The sequence below is a fragment of the Serratia rhizosphaerae genome (assembly GCF_009817885.1).
Lineage (GTDB): Bacteria > Pseudomonadota > Gammaproteobacteria > Enterobacterales > Enterobacteriaceae > Serratia_B > Serratia_B rhizosphaerae.
In genome coordinates, this window is sequence record NZ_CP041764.1 from 1,588,011 (window position 1) to 1,604,203 (window position 16,193).

Below are 16,193 nucleotides of genomic sequence, written 5' to 3' on the forward strand. Positions count from 1 at the left end.
TTCTCCTCAGTGTACGGTGGCATTCGGTGCCGCCGACAGATGGTCGCTGCACAGTTCATCCATCAGCTTTTTCCCCAGCGCGGTCAGGCGCGGTGCGGCCACCAGAATGTCCGATTGCACCATGTCACTCAACATGGTGCACGCCATGTCCATACCGTCATCCACGCCGTACTGGCGCACAAAATGCCCCTCCAGGTTCATGGCTATCGCCATCTGCAACTCGTCCAGCGTGTAACCCAGTCTCACCCGGTAAAAGGCGCAGGTGTCCAGATAGGCTTGCGCCACGGCGCGACGAAAAACGGCGGTGCGGACTTCAATCGGTAAACAGGATGCAGTATTCATGCGGCGGTAGCCTCCATGCTGGCAATAAGTTGGGCTTCACAGGTGCTGACGACGTGGCCGAGCTGGTCGGTCAATAAGGCAATGACCGAGGCAAACGATGCCTGCTGTACGGCATCGGGACGTTGCCCGCTCAGGTCGAGGGTATCCAGCAGGTCAAGAAACAGCACGCCGGTGGCGTGCGCATGCTGGAGACGCAAAAAATCGGCGTGCGGAATGGGGTAATGGGTATCCCGGTAGTAACGGTCGGCTAAGGTGTTCATGCCACCGCCTTAACCGGCAGGCGACCGGCAAAGGACAACACGTAATCACGGGCCAACAGACGGCGGGCATTGCGTTCGGTATCTGCCACGGTGCGCACCATGCGCGGCGCTGCGGTCAGCGTATTACGGCAAATGGCCGCAAACAGGAAACAGAATTCAGGACGAGTCGGAGTGAGGGTCGTAGCCATGATGGCAGCCTCCAATAAGTATTGGTTATTGCTACCACCGAAGTTCTCACGCAAGGGTGGTAGCCCAGACGGGGGTGAGAAACCGGCCTTATTGGAAACCGGCCAGCCCGAAGGCTGCCCCGCCTGAGCCACCATTGATTGACTGCTGCGATAGCATAACATCCACCGCGCAAAAAATGAGCGCACTAAGGCCACGACATAAAAAAACACGCCTGGCGCGTGTTGTGTCGCCAATAAGTAACTCGGGTTCTCACGCCCGGCTGCCGATTTTGCGACAGCGGGAGGACTATAGCGCAGGGCCGGACACGGGGGCAAGCCGTAAGACGCCCCCGGATGTTCAATCGATCGCATAGTGATCAACAGTCGGTCAGCTGGTCGTTGCGAGAATCGGCGGCGGCGCTGGTTAGCGGCACCAACCCGGCGCGGAACAGACGCGGTTCGGCCTGGCGACTCGCCAAACGGATCACGCCGTGCTTTTCGCTGCGATGCTCAGGCAAGACAATATCCGGTTGCTTGCGTTGCAACAGGATGGACTCAGCCACAAACAGCGCGTCGTTGTCGTTCAGGGTAAAACTGTGCTGGCCCAGCGTTAACTGCATCATACGGCAGCCCCCTGGTGACGGTTGACGATACGTTCTTGCATCCATTGCTCAACCTCAGAAGCCAGCCAGGCGACATTTTTACCACCGAGGGAAACCTGGGCCGGGAACTGCTGGCGGCGCATCAGCTCGTACACGGTAGAGCGGGACAGACTGGTGGTGTAGAGCACTTCCGGCAGACGAATAAAACGTTCGCGCGGGGTGTAGCCACTGTGATGAACCGGCGACGGTGCACTATCGGAAAGGGTGGAAACAGCCATCATAAAACGCTACCTCTTGGTGTCCGGCCAACGCTGGCCGGAGATGAGTGAACTTAGGTAGCGCCCTATTATGTGAATATTTTACGGGGTGGCAACAAGCCATGTGTGGCTACAGGAACACAATAATCGTTGTAAAAACAGTCAGATTGATGACAAATACTGAATATTGGTGAGGATTGCTGAGATACCGTTATCATTTAAAAAAATATGGAAAGATAAGCCATTATCAATAGGTAAAAACAGACAACACCCGGCTAGCCAGGGAAAAGGTCATTTTGGGATGGGTGAACAGTGGTGAACACCGGGTGAAGAGTTTAAAGAGAACTGTTCATCCTGTTATTTACTGATTTAACTATATTTTTTTACCTTGGTGAACAGTGGTGAATAGTTTTAATTAAAACTAAAAACGCATTGATGGTTTTAGCATCAGTTTTTGACGCTGTTGTTCTACGGACAGTCCAACCGGGATGAATGGCGATGTTGTGTGGCCGTCAGCAGAATAACCCCACATTGACTGACACCGGAGAGACCACCATGAACACCACCGCTTTACCGCAAGACATCACCGACAAACTGCAAGCCCTGCGTGACGCCCACACCGCCCACGATAAAAACTATCAGGCGCTGACCGACGTTGTAGCGGGCATTGCCCGCTGTCACCAACAGAAGAAAGACACCGAAGTCGACAGCCATGAGGCGGAAAGCCAATGGCGCACCCTGTTCCGTAAACTGCGCGGGGAAATGACCCCGGAGCTGCAAGCGCAGCACCACAACCGGATTGCCAAGCGGGAGTTGGCGAAGGAATTCGACGGCCTGATTGAAGAGATGGAGCTGGATAAAATGCAGCTTCACCTCAATTGCGGCGGCACAGCCCCGAAGGTCGTCGCAGCCCATGAGGCAGCCCTCACGGCCTTTGCAAATCATGCGATGCGCCAGGCAGTAGACGCGCTGAGCACGACACTTATCAACCCTGACGTTATCAAGGTTTGCACATTGGCTGTACAGGCTTACGGCGTCTACGGGGATAACCCGATGAAAACCATTGAACAACACCTGCTGAAAACGTTACAAGGCCATATCCTGGCTGCTATCGCACAGCAAAATATCGACCACCCGGTGCTCAATGATATTGGCCTGACGATACCAGAAGAAACCGGCGTATTGCCGGAACTGCAAGAAAGCCCAGCGCGACGTATGAGCCTGGCAACAGAATTAAAGGAAAAACGCCACCGTATGCAGCAGAAAGGGGCCAAATCATGATGCGCTGCCCGCTGTGCACTCATGCGTCCTATACCCGCACCAGCCGCTATATCAACCGGACGAAAGAGGCGTATTACCAGTGCCAAAACCTGAGCTGTTCATGCACGTTCAAGACGGTAGAGCGCGTCAATAAAATCCTGAGCCAACCGCGACAGGCGCAGACGACCGACGGAAACGACTTGCCACCGCCGGAGAAACAGACGTTAAATCGCTACAGCCATCATCACACCCAACACTAACCCCATGCAGCCCCGCCGCTCTCAACAGCATCGCGGGGCGTAGCCCTTACGCCTCATCCCAAACAACCTTTTTCCTGGCTAGCCAGCCTCAAATTGCGCGTGCATGCATAGGGTGCATGATTTTGCATGCAAGAAAATGCACTTTTCATCCCCTGCCGCACCAGTACTGGCACGGCCTGCCGCTTTTCATGCAACTGCATGAAAAGCGGCACATGAAGCGCGCAGGCGAGGCGGGGATAGCATTGCGCGCGGGAGTATTAATTATCTATTTTCTCGATCTATGTTTGCCGTTGCGGCGCGCACATTCGTGGGAATACTGGATAGGGATGGTGTTATTTGAGTCGGTTAGCGGGCTTCTAAGAAGTTCAGGCCAAATGGGAGAAAATACTGCCCGGTGATGACCGAAACCCATCATTTTTGATATCATATAACTACTTCACATTCAATATATATGTATGTAGACAAATATCTATCTAGAAGTATATCCTTATAAATAATCCAAACTGAGTATCCAAAAAAAAAGGATGTATTAATGCAATTTTACTTCCATGAAGTTGGTATAAAAGGAGCGGAGAGTGCGTTCCCCAGAACGGTTTATAAAAAAATAAAGACGGAGATAATTTCTAATTTCACTAGCAATCCAGAAAGCACACAGAAAATCTTAAACAAGGAGTTCAGTGATGGATTTTGCAACGCATGGGGTGTACCCAAAGGAGCTGCAAGCATAATAAAAAAAATTAAAATTGGCGATATTGTTTTGCTTGTCAGGACAAGGGCTAAGGAGGGAGATATACCTATATTATGCAAGATAAAATTCATATTAAATGAATCATCACCTGAGTTATCAAAATCATTATGGGGTGACGAGCGTTTCCCTCTAATTTTTTTATTTGAGTCTGAAGTAATTAGCTACACATGGAAAGAGCTAGTGAATGATTTAGGATACAGCCATAAATTTCGCCCAAACGGTAGCATTTATAGAGTTGTGGAAGAAAGACTAAATGTCCATGACGGCGCAGATGGATATCTGCGTAAAATAAGAAAATCAATGTATGGTAATAATTTAAAAAATGAATATTCATTTACAGAAGGGCTACGACAAAGAAAGGAAACCTCTTTCTTCTCTAGGAATCCACGGCTTGTATCAATAGCAAAAGAAATACATGGATATCGCTGTCATGTTTGTAACTTTGATTTTGAAGAGTATTACGGCGATATAGGCAAAGAATTCATAGAATGTCACCACTTAAATCCACTATCTGAAAGAAACTCAGAAGAAATAATTCAAACTCATCTAAAAGATGTGATTACCATTTGTTCAAATTGTCATAAAATGATCCATAAAAGAAGCCCTCCCTTCAGCATTGAAGAGTTAAAGTGTAAAATTAAAAAATAACCCCGAAAGGGGTTATTTTACATTGGAAGCAGATACTTTATTAGGTCTAGCATCAATTAAAACCAACTCCTTACTTTCCTTAACCCCTAGTTCTTTAAATACCTTAGTCAGCTTAGACAGTTCTGTATCATTAAAATACAAAATCACCTTTATAGATTTTTTAGTTTCATTTGCTGATTCATAGACTTTAACCTGATTTGCTAGATTCTGCTTTAGCTTAGAGTTACTAGCTAATTTAAATTCGACCAACGTTTTGTCCTTCGAACCTCGTGATATTTTGTAATCCACGGGCCCTCTACCATTATCAACTTCGCTGTTTACATCTGAAATACTAGCAAACCATGTCAATCGAAACATTAATTGCAAATCTGCTTCTCGTTTAACAGGGACACCATTCAAGTAGAATACTTTGTATCCATTGTTATTTTCGATTACTTGTTTAAGATAGCTAACGCGTTTATAAGCTTCTTCGAACGTATCATCCTTTGCATAAAAGAAGTCCTCATTCCTTTCAAAAATCATATTAACTAAAAGCTGCACAGCCTCAACATATCTACGTTCAGTTTCACTGACCTTTGCATCACTCTCGCGATTAGCCCCATTTGGATTCTTTTCTTTATAACGGATATAATAATCTATGAAGCTAGGATAATTCTTTATTGTTAAATCCGCGGCTAGCTCTCTTTCTTTTTTCTTTGCCTCATCAGGCAAACACCTATTAAAGTAATCTGATAACTGGCCACGTAATTGATCATTAGGGATACTATCACATATATCTCTGAAATCTTCTATCATTTCATTTCTATTAATCCAAGTTTCGTCTTTTGTAAGTATATCTCTTGGCGTTAAAAGAACATAATCGCCATCATATGTTGGCAGGGTGAATTTCTTTGATGACCAACTCCGAGTTTCATAATTAAATTCAACCTTCGCCACCGTGTGCTCTGAGAGATATTTTTTATCAATATTTTTTTTAGCAAAACCTTCAGTGTACTTTAATAAAAAAGATTTAATTAAGTTAGTAGTAAAATCACTTACACTATCCTTCCCAACGCCTTCCTTAATTAAGCACAACTTCTCAAGGTGACTACCTTCCGTTATTTCTTCTTTGCCAAAATTCTTCAGTATACTAGAGAATGAGTTATTTAATGATTTCGCGAAATCAATACCTAGGCCACTACCACCATTACCAACAATGCTATAGCCTAACCAATTCTGCTTTACCTCAGGAAATAAAAACCAACTTTTAATCAAGCCACTATTCAACTCACCGTGTTGCGACCGGTCTCGTAAAAAAGAAACATACTTTATTATTTCTTGATGCAAGTCTTTGTATTTTTCATTATTAAACAACAAAAATGGATCTATAAACAAAGGAAGATCATTAATTAAAGAGATATTAAAAGCACCATAGTCTTTTATTATTTTTGGTGTAACATTAAAAAAATCCGAGAAGTATATTCTTAATTTAGGCATGGTAATTTCCTTAAAAAATCATTCTATCCAGTAAAAAAGTCCCATAACTACCTTACGCTTCATTCCGCTAATATTTCAAGGCGGATATGGTGGCTAACTCAGAGAAACGTGATGGTGGTTACATAAAACCCACATAACTAAGTCTGCAAACTAGTTCGACTTAGCATAATCATAAGGTGTAACATATATTTCTTTGTTTGCATTTAAGTAATCAGCCCACCACTGCACCATCAATCTCCGCTCATCTAAATGCTCAGAAGTGTGGATATAGGCCGCTCGTACACTATTACGTTCTGAGTGGCTTAACTGGCGCTCTATCGCGTCATCGCTCCATAACCCTGACTCACCTAAAGCACCACGCGCCATCGTCCTAAAGCCATGACCGCACACCTCTGTTTTAGTGTCGTATCCCATTGCACGCAGTGCATTATTCACCGTGTTTTCGCTCATGACTTTATCGGGATCGTGATCGCCGGGGAACAACCGCTTGTTTTCTCCGCTTAAAGTCCTCAGCTTCTCCAACAAAACCAACGCTTGGCGGCTTAGCGGGACGATATGCTCTTCTTTCATCTTCATGCCACGGTGTGAGTAGCGCACACCTTTGATTTCTTCACGCTGTGCCGGTATACGCCAGCAAGCTTTATCAAAATCGAACTCATCCCAGCGGGCGAAACGCAGCTCACTAGAACGCACAAAAGTGAGTAAAGAAAGCTCTACGGCGATGCGTGTCATGAGACGTCCTCGATAAGCTGCAAGCCGTGCGAGGAACTCGGGGAAACGATGTGGGGGCAATGCTGGATAGTGCCGGGCTTTAGTCGTTGCTAATGCCCCGGCCATGTCGCTAGCAGGATTAGAATCAATATAATCGTTCTGAACAGCATAACGCATGATGGCCGTAACTCTCTGTTGCAGTCGCTGCGCTACGTCGTGCTTACCACTGGCATCAACAGCTTTAATCGGTGCCAAAAGATGGCTGGTTTTAAGTCCACGAATATCAGCGGCACCAATGTGAGGGAAAATATACAGTTCCAAATAGCGAAGCACTCTCGCTCGGTGATCCTCACTCCAGCGCTTATTGTTGGCATGCCATTCTCGGGCAATGGTCTCGAACGTGTATGCGCCCGCAGTTTCAGCCTGGGCTTCCCTTTCCTCTGCTTTTGGATCTAATCCTTGTGCCAACAGCTTTTTGGCTTCATCTCTTTTGCTACGTGCCTCGGCAAGACTGACCGTCGGCCAAACACCAAAAGCAAGCCGATCCTCTTTTTTATCGGTGGGACGGCGGTACTTCATCCGCCAATACTTGGAACCTTTCGTCGTAACCTCGAGATACAAACCGCCACCATCGGCCATTTTGTAGGTTTTCTCTTTGGGCTTTGCGGTCTCGACCTGGCGGGCGTTTAGCTTCATTTTGGGGGCACATTTTCTATCGAAGTGGAGATGCCCCCAATTATGCCCCCAGTGCCCCCTGGATTTCAACGGACGGTCTCGGACAATGGCGGACGCCAGAAAGGCTAAAACTATTGATTTTAAAGGATTTTTTGGACTTCGTCGGACGACTACGGAAGGGGGAATGGTGCCGAAGGCCGGACTCGAACCGGCACGTATCTCTACGGTTGATTTTGAATCAACTGCGTCTACCGATTTCGCCACTTCGGCACTGAAGTAGAATGCGGAAAACGGGTGCATTATACCTGCCAGCTATCGGGGTGCAACAGTTATCACCGATTCAACGCGTTAAGTGCCGAAAAAATCAGCGTAGCCCGGCGGCGCGCCGATCGCGCCCCTCTCCGCCGTCCGTTTCCCCTCCTCAACGCTAACAAAATATGTTAGCCGTCACATTATTTATCACAGCGTTTTGTGCACGCCTCTTTATCAACACACCCCAATTAATATAAATATTTTCAATCAATTAGCCACCCACTCGCCATCCATCCCCTGCGCGTTATTTGTGACAAATATCGCTTACTTGTTAAACCAGATCGTCAATTATCTTCGCAGATAACAAAAAATAACAGCCGCGCGTTCTGCAGGCGTCAGCGGCCAACAGGAGAGTGCATGATCCCATCCGAACGCCGTGATTTTATCTATCGCTACGTGCATGAATATCAGCTGGTGCCCATCGCCGCGCTGACGGAGCTGATGAGCGTGTCCCATATGACGGTGCGGCGCGATATCCGCGTGCTGGAGGAAGAGGGCAAGGTGGTCAGCGTCAGCGGCGGCGTGCGTCTGAGCGACGCGCTGCGCCAAGAGCTGGCCTACAACGAAAAAATGCAGCTGCACCACCGCCATAAGCGCGCCATCGGCAAATACGCCGCCGGCCTGGTGGAGGATGGCCAGGTGGTCTATCTGGACGCCGGCACCACCACCTTTGAAATCGCCCGCAACCTGGCGGAGCGCTTCAACCTGACGGTGGTCACCAACGACTTCTCCATTATCCAACACCTGATGAACCGCCCGCAGCTCAGCCTGTTTCACACCGGCGGGCAGGTGGACCAGCGCAACTACTCCTGCGTCGGCAACAGCGCCGCCATGCTGCTGCGCACGCTGAATATCGACGTGGCGTTTATCAGCACCAGCTCTTGGGATCTGGAGCACGGGCTGTCGACGCCGCATGAAGAAAAAGTGCTGGTGAAACAGGCGCTGCTGGAGGTGGCGCGCCGGCGGGTGCTGGTCTCCGACAGCAGCAAGTTCGGCAAGTACGGCATGTTCCGCGTCTGCCCGCTGGAGGCGCTGGACGACATCCTGTGCGACGCCGCGCTGGCGACAGAAACCCAGCAGCAACTTAACGAGCGCGGACTGCGCCTGCACTGCGTCAGCCTCTGACGCGCCACACAAGACACAACAACCATAACAACACTAGGGAACAGGAGTATCACCATGAATATTATTATTACCGGCGCCGCCGGCTTCCTCGGCCAGCGTCTGGCCGCCGCGCTGCTGCAAAACAACGTCCTGCCGTTCGAACGGCTGATCCTGGCGGATATTAATACCCCGCGCCCGCCGCTAGAAGACGCGCGCGTGCGCTGCGTGGCGCTCGATCTCAGCCAGCCGCAGGCGGCGGAAACGCTGATCGATGCCGACTGCGGCGTGTTGTTCCATCTGGCCGCCATCGTCAGCAGCCACGCCGAAAGCGACTTTGACCTCGGTATGCAGGTCAACTTCGATGCCACGCGCCAGCTGCTGGAGGTCGCACGCCACAAAGCGCCGGCGATGAAGTTTATCTTCACCAGCTCGCTGGCGGTGTTCGGCGGCGAGCTGCCGGCGCTGATCGACGACGGCTGCGCGGTAACGCCGCAGTCCTCCTACGGTACACAAAAGGCGATGTGCGAACTGCTGATCAACGACTACGCGCGCAAAGGCTTTGTCGACGGCCGCGTGCTGCGCCTGCCGACCATCAGCGTGCGGCCGGGCAAGCCGAACAAGGCGGCCTCGTCGTTCGCCAGCGGCATTATCCGCGAACCGCTGCACGGTGAAGCGGCGGTGTGCCCGGTATCGCCGGAGCTGACGCTGTGGCTCTCCAGTCCCGGCCGCGTGGTGCAGAACTTTATCCACGCCGCTACCCTGCCCGCCAGCGCCTTCGGCGTCTCGCGCACCGTCAACCTGCCCGGCATCAGCGTCAGCGTGCGCCAGATGCTGGCGGCGCTGCGCGAGGTCGCCGGCGAACAGGTCAGCAGCCTGGTGCGCTTTGAGCCGGACGAAGCGATCAACCGCATCGTCGCCAGCTGGCCGGGTAACTTCGACGTGCGCCGCGCGCTGGCGATGGGCTTTGGCGCCGATGAAGATTTTCAGCAGGCGATCCGCGCTTTCCTGCGCGATGAGCAGGCGCAGGGCGAGGGCTGAGCATGGAATTGTATATTCCGATTATCGGTCTGGCGGTGGCGGTGTTCGTGCTGGTGTTTCTGGTGCTGCGCACCCGGGTGCACGCGCTGATCGCCATGCTGATCGCCGCCTCCATCGCCGGCATCTCCGGCGGGCTGAGCGCGGTGCAGACGGTGGATACCATCACCAAGGGCTTCGGCTCTACCCTCGGCAGCATCGGTATCGTGATCGGGTTGGGGGTGATGATGGGCCGGGTGTTGGAAGTCTCCGGCGCGGCGGAACAGATCGCCTACAGCTTTATCAAATGGCTGGGTAAAAAGCGCGAAGAGTGGGCACTGGCGATCACCGGCTATATCGTCAGTATTCCCATCTTTGTCGATTCGGCGTTCGTTATCCTCTATCCGCTGGTGAAGGCGCTGGCCAAAAAGGGCCAGCGTAACCTGCTGACGCTGGGCGTCGCTCTGGCCGGCGGGCTGATCATCACCCACCACGCGGTGCCGCCGACGCCGGGGCCGCTGGGGGTGGCCGGCATCTTCGGTGTAGATATCGGCGCGATGATGCTGGCCGGGCTGGTGCTGGCGGTGCCCTGCGTGATCGGCATCGTGCTCTATGCCCGCTGGTTGGGCAAGAAGTACCCGGATTTTCAGCCGAGTATGGATGACGAGGAGCCGCAGGACCTGCGCGTCGCCCACGATAACTACCTGGCGGAAAAAGGCGCCAAGGCGCTGCCGGGGCTGACGCTGTCGCTGCTGCCGATCGTTACGCCGATCGCGCTGATCTTTATCAACGCGGTCAACGGCATGCTGGCGAAGCTCGACGGCTTCAGCGGACTGACGGAAAGCCTGTGGGGGCAGACCTTCGCCTTCCTCGGTTCGCCGGTGATTGCGCTGGCGATCAGCGTACTGCTGGCGGTCAGCACCCTGATGCCGAAGGTCGATAAACAGCAAACGCTGGAGCGGCTGGAGGAAGGGCTGCAGTCGGCAGGGATCATCCTACTGGTGACCGGCGCCGGCGGCGCGCTGGGCGCGGTGCTGCGCGAAAGCGGCACCGGCAACCTGCTGGCGCAGCACGTCGCCAGCCTGCCGCTGTCGCCGGTGCTGATCCCGTTCTTTATCGCCACGCTGGTGCGGCTGATCCAGGGCTCCGGCACCGTGGCGATGATCACCGCCGCGTCCATCTCCGCCCCTATCGTCAGCCAGCTGCCGGGCATCAACATGCTGGCGGCGGCGCAGGCGGCGACCATGGGCGCGCTGTTCTTCAGCTACTTTAACGACAGCATGTTCTGGGTGGTGAACCGCATGATGGGCATCAAGGACGTGAAGCAGCAGATTATGGTGTGGTCAGTGCCCACCACCATCGCCTGGGCGATCAGCCTGGTGGGCGTCGTGCTGCTGGACTGGCTGCTGTAACGCACTGGGGTGGGCGTTACGCTTCGCGCCCGCCCTGGCTTTAGGAAAAATCTTTACTATCAGATTGTTATGCCGAAAATGTGAACTGGCAGGCATAATCGCCGCTTGTCGCTCCCCCGCCGGGAAGGGGCTTGACCTCGATCAAGTTCCCCCCGCCTGCCGCTGGCTATGATTCGCAGCATCATTGTTCACATGTTTAGATAAATCTCCCAAGCCGCGCTGGGCATCATTGCCGGCTACGCCGGCAGCAGCGGGTCGATGGCGAGCTATCAACACCCCGGGGGCGATAATGAAGTACAGAATAAATGCCTTTCTTGATTATGACGCCACCGAAGGCTCACTGCGGCTGAATGACGGCGGTAAGTCCGATACCCAGCTCACCATCACCGCCAACGCCCTGCTGTTCTTTATTATTCAGCATCCCGGCGTTATCAGCCGCGACGACGTCATGAAACGCGTCTGGGACGATAACGGCCTGGTCTCTTCCAACAGCAACCTCAACCAGTATCTGAGCATGCTGCGCAAGGCGTTTCGCCGCTACGGCATCGACAACGTGATCGTCACCGTATCGCGCGGCCGGCTGGAGCTGAACTCCGAGCTGCAGATAGAGGTGATTGACGACGCGCCGCTGCACCCCGCCGTGCTGGCCAGCGAACCCGCGCCGCCTGCCGCAGAGCCGGCAAGCGCACCGCCCGTCGCAGCCAGCGACCATGACCACTACTGGGGCTACAGCGGCGCGGTGCTGGTATTGCTGGCGCTGGCGCTGTTCGGCTGGTCATGGAGCAACGGCCGCAGCCTGACGCCGCTGCGCCTTTCACCGCTGGCGCAGACGCCGGTCGAGGTGTTTTCCACCGACATGATGCTGGATCCGCGCATGCGTAATAATTACCTGCAGAACTTTAACGCAGTGAAGAAAAAGAAGGGCATCAAATACCATAACGGGGAGCAGTTTCTGTTCTTTTACGGCGATAAGCTGCAGTCCAACGGATTAGGCCGCACCTTTCTCGCGCACTGCGTCAAACATCAGGATAATTCGTTCAGCTACTGCGATAACTATTTTTATTATTCATGGAAGCCAGTATGAAAAAATTAGTCTGGGGGAAATGCTTTTTCTTCGGCTCTGTGCTGTTGCTGCTGCTGGCAATATATATCGCCGCCCGGCACGAAGCCATCTGGCGTAACGATATGTTAAACTGCTCCACCAAAGCGATTATGCATTTTGAAGATACCGAGACCGAATCCGTCAACGTTAATATCCATTTCAGCTTTAACGCCGATAATAAAGGTTCGATCGTGGTAGAAGGCTATTCCGACTCCGCCGCCGGCTGGCTCTATTTACAGCGCTACGTGCAGTTTGATTACACCAGCAAGCGCATCTCGCCCGGCACCCGCTATTACCGCATCAACCGCTGGGTCGCCAGCAAGTCCTCCATTGACCAGTCGCCGGACGTGATTTTTGACTACTTTATGCGGGAAATGTCAGACAGCCACGACGGCCTGCTGCTGGCGGTGGAGCAAATCAACCCGCGTACGGTCTTGCTCAGTTCAATCAACTCGCCGCTGTATATCTGCACGCTGAAGCCCGGCGCAGCCCGCTGATTCCCTCTCCTTCACTCTGTCATTTGCGCGGTGTTTGACATCTGCGGCACCGCGCTTTGCGCCTCTTCGCTGCATCCCTTCCAGGTTAACCCGTCCCCTTCTCTGCTGAAACCGCCCGCCGCCAAGCCTCAGGCCGGGGCTGCGGCCGGATAAAAACTTGCGCTGGGCCACACTCTTCGTCCCGCTCGGTTACCGAAAAAATCCGGCTGATAACAACTTTATTAACAAGTTTGAGACGGGGAGAGATGAAACGCCGCAGCCGCCATTTTTCACCAGTAAGCACGGCTATTACCCGCAAGAAAATCAGCATTAACAGATAAATTAACGGGGTTATTAGCGTGAAAATAAGATGTTTAAACTAAATATGTCGAACATATTGAATTTATATTTTGCATTATCACTTAAGAGGTCATAGTGCCAGTGACTGGCCGTATCAGGGGCAAATGGCCCACGGCGCAGTCGGGTGATGACCCCATCAACTGACTTTGTGGAGGAAACAATCATGGGTGATGCATTAGGTCTGATCGAAACCAAAGGGCTGGTGGCCTGTGTGGAAGCAGCGGACGCCATGTGCAAAGCGGCCAATGTCGAACTGATCGGCTATGAAAACGTCGGTTCCGGGCTGGTGACCGCGATGGTGAAAGGCGACGTCGGCGCGGTGAAGGCGGCGGTCGACTCCGGCGTGGAATCGGCGCAGCGCGTCGGTGAAGTGGTGACTTCGCTGGTGATTGCCCGTCCGCACAACGACATCAACAAAATCGTGATTAAACACAAGGCATAACGACCTGAATCGGGAGAACGATCATGGGTGACGCATTAGGATTGATTGAAACCAAAGGGCTGGTGGCCTGCATAGAAGCGGCAGACGCCATGTGTAAAGCGGCCAACGTGGAGCTGATTGGCTACGAGAACGTCGGTTCCGGCCTGGTCACCGCGATGGTGAAAGGCGACGTCGGCGCGGTGAAGGCGGCGGTCGACTCCGGCGTGGAATCGGCGCAGCGCGTCGGTGAAGTGGTGACCTCGCTGGTTATCGCCCGTCCGCACAACGACATTCAGAAAATCGTCGCACAGTACAAAGTTGCCGAATAACCAGGAGCCGTACATGAAAGACGCACTCGGATTGATCGAGACCAAAGGGCTGGTGCCGGCGATTGAAGCCGCCGATGCCATGTGCAAGGCCGCCAATATCGCGCTGATCGGCTATGAGAACGTGGGTTCCGGCCTGGTGACCGTGATGGTAAGAGGCGACGTCGGCGCGGTGAACGCCGCGGTGGAATCAGGCCTTGAGGCCGCCGGACGTATCGGCCACGTGGTCTCTTCGCGGGTGATTGCCCGCCCGCATAACGATATTGAGAAAATCGCCGCTAAACATAAAGCCTGATAACAGCCGGGAAAATAGTGAAAGCACGATAGACATTATTACCCTACCGCCGAGAGCACCCATTAATTTCCTATTCAGGGGAATAGACTAATGACGACATTAGATCCGGATTTACAATCTATTCAGCAGGCGAGAAATTTAATTAATAACGCCAAACAGGCGCAAAAAATATTCTCCGGTTATTCGCAGGAAAAGATCGACGAAATTATTAAACAGATTGCGCAATATGCCGCGCAGCATGCGGAAGAGTTAGCCAAGCTGGCGCATGAAGAAACCGGCTTCGGTAATTGGCAGGATAAAGTATTAAAAAATATCTTCGCCTCCGAGCACGTCTATTCGCATATTAAAGCGATCAAAACCGTCGGCATTCTGCGCGACGATCGGGAAACCAAGGTGATGGACGTCGGCGTACCGCTGGGGGTCATCACGGCGCTGGTGCCTTCCACCAACCCGACCTCAACCATTTTCTACAAAACGCTGATTGCCCTGAAGGCCGGCAACGCGATTATCTTCTCCCCGCACCCGAACGCCCGTCAGTGCAGCCAACGGGCGATTGAAGTCGTCAAACATGCCGCCCTGCAGGCCGGCGCGCCGGCCGGCATCGTCGACGGCCTGACCCAGCTGACGCTGGATGCGACCAAAACCCTGATGTACAGCAAAGACGTGGCGCTGATCCTGGCGACCGGCGGAGAAGGCATGGTGCGCGCCGCCTACAGTTCCGGCACGCCGACCATCAGCGGCGGCCCGGGCAACGGCCCGGCGTTTATCGAACGCAGCGCCGATGTCAAACAGGCGGTCTGCGACATCATTACCAGCAAAACCTTCGATAACGGCGTGATCTGCGCCTCTGAGCAGTCGATCATCGTGGAGAAATGCATCTACCAGGATGTGCACCGCGAATTGCTGGCGCAGGGCGCGTACTTCCTGAATGACGACGAAGCCCGCCGCCTGGCCAATATTCTGCTGCGGCCGAACGGCATGATCAACCCGGAAATCGTCGGCAAAACCGCGATCTACCTCAGCGAGCGCGCCGGCTTCAACGTACCGCCGAACACCCGGGTGCTGATCGCCCTGCAGGACAGCGTGTCGCACAGCAACCCGTACGCCCGTGAAAAGCTCTGTCCGGTACTGGGGCTGTATATCGAAGAAGACTGGATGCACGCCTGCGACCGCGTGGTTGAGCTGCTCACCAATGAAGGCCTGGGGCATACGCTGGTGATCCACACGCAGAACCAGCAGGTAATCCGCGAGTTTGCGCTGCAAAAACCGGTGCACCGCATTCTGATCAACACCCCTGCCGCGCTGGGCGGCATCGGCGCCACCACCAACCTGATACCGGCGCTGACCCTCGGCTGCGGCGCCGTCGGCGGCGGTTCCACCTCCGATAACGTCGGGCCGCTGAACCTGATCAATATCCGCAAGGTCGGCTACGGCGTGCGCAGCATCGACGATCTGCGTCAGCCCGCCCGGCAGAGCAGCAGCCGGCCGGACTACAACACCAGCATTTTCGCTGACTCACGCTTCCAGGCGGGGCCGCAGGCCGCCGCGCAGCCGCCGTGCGCCCAGGCCGACGACCGTTTCGGCGTAGTAAGCCCGTCGGCGGCGCAGGTGGACAACAACATCAACGAAGAGAACGTCGAGCACATTATCAAAGCGGTGCTTGGCCGTATGTCCCGGTAACACGGCAATAAGAGGTAATAACCATGATTCTCGCAAGGGTGACCGGACACGTGGTGGCCACACAGAAAAGCGACGAACTGCGCGGCAGCAACCTGCTGCTGGTGACGGCGCTGGGGGATGACCTGCAGGCCATCAAAGACCGGACCTATGTGGCGGTCGACAGCGTCGGCGCCGGGGAGGATGACCTGGTGCTGGTGGAGGAGTATTTCGCGCTGAACAAGGAGCGCTACAAGGCCATGTCGATCGTCGCCATTGTCGAGAAGGTTCACCGGGAGCGTTAAGAGG

The 16,193-nt window shown here is 53.3% G+C and carries 20 protein-coding genes and 1 tRNA gene; 13 read left to right on the forward strand and 8 right to left on the reverse strand.

Annotated elements, in window-relative coordinates:
- Positions 1–6: 6 nt before the first annotated feature.
- The 5 genes from FO014_RS07435 to FO014_RS07455 are packed head-to-tail and all read right to left on the reverse strand — an operon-like array spanning position 7 to position 1,652.
- Entirely contained in the window at positions 7–342 is a 336-nt protein-coding gene (locus tag FO014_RS07435) for a DUF5375 family protein (RefSeq protein ID WP_160028695.1), read from the reverse strand.
- Entirely contained in the window at positions 339–602 is a 264-nt protein-coding gene (locus FO014_RS07440) for a hypothetical protein (protein ID WP_128144152.1), read from the reverse strand. Before FO014_RS07440 ends, FO014_RS07435 begins: the two co-directional genes overlap by 4 nt.
- On the reverse strand, positions 599–1,141 hold the full coding sequence (locus FO014_RS07445) for a host cell division inhibitor Icd-like protein (RefSeq protein WP_160028697.1): 543 nt from the start codon (positions 1,139–1,141) through the stop codon (positions 599–601). Before FO014_RS07445 ends, FO014_RS07440 begins: the two co-directional genes overlap by 4 nt.
- 5 nt (positions 1,142–1,146) lie before the next feature.
- Positions 1,147–1,392, reverse strand: coding sequence for a hypothetical protein (locus FO014_RS07450; protein WP_160028699.1), 246 nt, complete (start codon positions 1,390–1,392; stop codon positions 1,147–1,149).
- Complete coding sequence (locus FO014_RS07455; protein ID WP_160028701.1) at positions 1,389–1,652, reverse strand: helix-turn-helix transcriptional regulator; 264 nt, start codon at positions 1,650–1,652, stop codon at positions 1,389–1,391. The genes FO014_RS07450 and FO014_RS07455 overlap by 4 nt, the downstream gene beginning before the upstream one ends.
- A 531-nt stretch (positions 1,653–2,183) precedes the next feature.
- On the opposite strand from FO014_RS07455, the gene FO014_RS07460 reads away from it, so the two are divergent.
- The 3 genes from FO014_RS07460 (at position 2,184) to FO014_RS07470 (ending at position 4,544) form a co-directional block, all read left to right on the forward strand.
- On the forward strand, positions 2,184–2,909 hold the full coding sequence (locus FO014_RS07460; RefSeq protein ID WP_160028703.1) for an NAD-dependent aldehyde dehydrogenase: 726 nt from the start codon (positions 2,184–2,186) through the stop codon (positions 2,907–2,909).
- On the forward strand, positions 2,906–3,148 hold the full coding sequence (locus FO014_RS07465; RefSeq protein WP_160028705.1) for an ogr/Delta-like zinc finger family protein: 243 nt from the start codon (positions 2,906–2,908) through the stop codon (positions 3,146–3,148). Before FO014_RS07460 ends, FO014_RS07465 begins: the two co-directional genes overlap by 4 nt.
- A gap of 532 nt (positions 3,149–3,680) precedes the next feature.
- Complete coding sequence (locus FO014_RS07470; protein ID WP_160028707.1) at positions 3,681–4,544, forward strand: HNH endonuclease; 864 nt, start codon at positions 3,681–3,683, stop codon at positions 4,542–4,544.
- 12 nt (positions 4,545–4,556) lie between these two features.
- Here the strand turns inward: FO014_RS07470 and FO014_RS07475 are convergent, their stop codons facing one another.
- The 3 genes from FO014_RS07475 to FO014_RS07485 form a co-directional block, all read right to left on the reverse strand.
- Positions 4,557–6,020 (reverse strand): hypothetical protein, encoded by a 1,464-nt coding sequence (locus FO014_RS07475; RefSeq protein WP_160028709.1) that lies wholly within the window; start codon positions 6,018–6,020, stop codon positions 4,557–4,559.
- 150 nt (positions 6,021–6,170) lie between these two features.
- Positions 6,171–7,427 carry a tyrosine-type recombinase/integrase gene (locus tag FO014_RS07480; RefSeq protein WP_160028711.1) on the reverse strand — a complete coding sequence of 419 codons (1,257 nt, stop codon included), beginning with the start codon at positions 7,425–7,427 and terminating at the stop codon, positions 6,171–6,173.
- 164 nt (positions 7,428–7,591) lie between these two features.
- A tRNA-Leu gene (locus tag FO014_RS07485) sits at positions 7,592–7,676 on the reverse strand.
- A gap of 399 nt (positions 7,677–8,075) precedes the next feature.
- Between FO014_RS07485 and FO014_RS07490 the strand changes: the two genes are divergently transcribed.
- The 10 genes from FO014_RS07490 to FO014_RS07535 all read left to right on the forward strand — a co-directional run bounded on the left by FO014_RS07490 (position 8,076) and on the right by FO014_RS07535 (position 16,189).
- Positions 8,076–8,843 (forward strand): DeoR/GlpR family DNA-binding transcription regulator, encoded by a 768-nt coding sequence (locus tag FO014_RS07490; RefSeq protein ID WP_160028713.1) that lies wholly within the window; start codon positions 8,076–8,078, stop codon positions 8,841–8,843.
- A 54-nt stretch (positions 8,844–8,897) separates the two neighbouring features.
- Complete coding sequence (denD, locus tag FO014_RS07495) at positions 8,898–9,860, forward strand: D-erythronate dehydrogenase (protein ID WP_160028715.1); 963 nt, start codon at positions 8,898–8,900, stop codon at positions 9,858–9,860.
- 2 nt (positions 9,861–9,862) lie between these two features.
- Positions 9,863–11,248 (forward strand): GntP family permease, encoded by a 1,386-nt coding sequence (locus tag FO014_RS07500; protein ID WP_160028717.1) that lies wholly within the window; start codon positions 9,863–9,865, stop codon positions 11,246–11,248.
- Between the two features lie 289 nt (positions 11,249–11,537).
- Complete coding sequence (locus FO014_RS07505) at positions 11,538–12,332, forward strand: winged helix-turn-helix domain-containing protein (protein ID WP_160028719.1); 795 nt, start codon at positions 11,538–11,540, stop codon at positions 12,330–12,332.
- Positions 12,329–12,847, forward strand: coding sequence for a FidL-like protein (locus FO014_RS07510; protein ID WP_160028721.1), 519 nt, complete (start codon positions 12,329–12,331; stop codon positions 12,845–12,847). Before FO014_RS07505 ends, FO014_RS07510 begins: the two co-directional genes overlap by 4 nt.
- A 502-nt stretch (positions 12,848–13,349) precedes the next feature.
- The gene (locus FO014_RS07515; RefSeq protein ID WP_015670698.1) at positions 13,350–13,628 is read left to right on the forward strand and encodes a BMC domain-containing protein; all 279 of its coding nucleotides are present in this window, start codon (positions 13,350–13,352) and stop codon (positions 13,626–13,628) included.
- A gap of 23 nt (positions 13,629–13,651) precedes the next feature.
- Positions 13,652–13,936: a BMC domain-containing protein gene (locus tag FO014_RS07520; RefSeq protein ID WP_015670697.1), complete on the forward strand. Its 285-nt coding sequence runs from the start codon at positions 13,652–13,654 to the stop codon at positions 13,934–13,936.
- Between the two features lie 13 nt (positions 13,937–13,949).
- On the forward strand, positions 13,950–14,228 hold the full coding sequence (locus FO014_RS07525; RefSeq protein ID WP_160028723.1) for a BMC domain-containing protein: 279 nt from the start codon (positions 13,950–13,952) through the stop codon (positions 14,226–14,228).
- A gap of 90 nt (positions 14,229–14,318) precedes the next feature.
- Positions 14,319–15,908, forward strand: coding sequence for an acetaldehyde dehydrogenase (acetylating) (locus tag FO014_RS07530; protein WP_160028725.1), 1,590 nt, complete (start codon positions 14,319–14,321; stop codon positions 15,906–15,908).
- A gap of 23 nt (positions 15,909–15,931) precedes the next feature.
- Entirely contained in the window at positions 15,932–16,189 is a 258-nt protein-coding gene (locus FO014_RS07535) for a EutN/CcmL family microcompartment protein (protein WP_105229588.1), read from the forward strand.
- Positions 16,190–16,193: the final 4 nt, after the last annotated feature.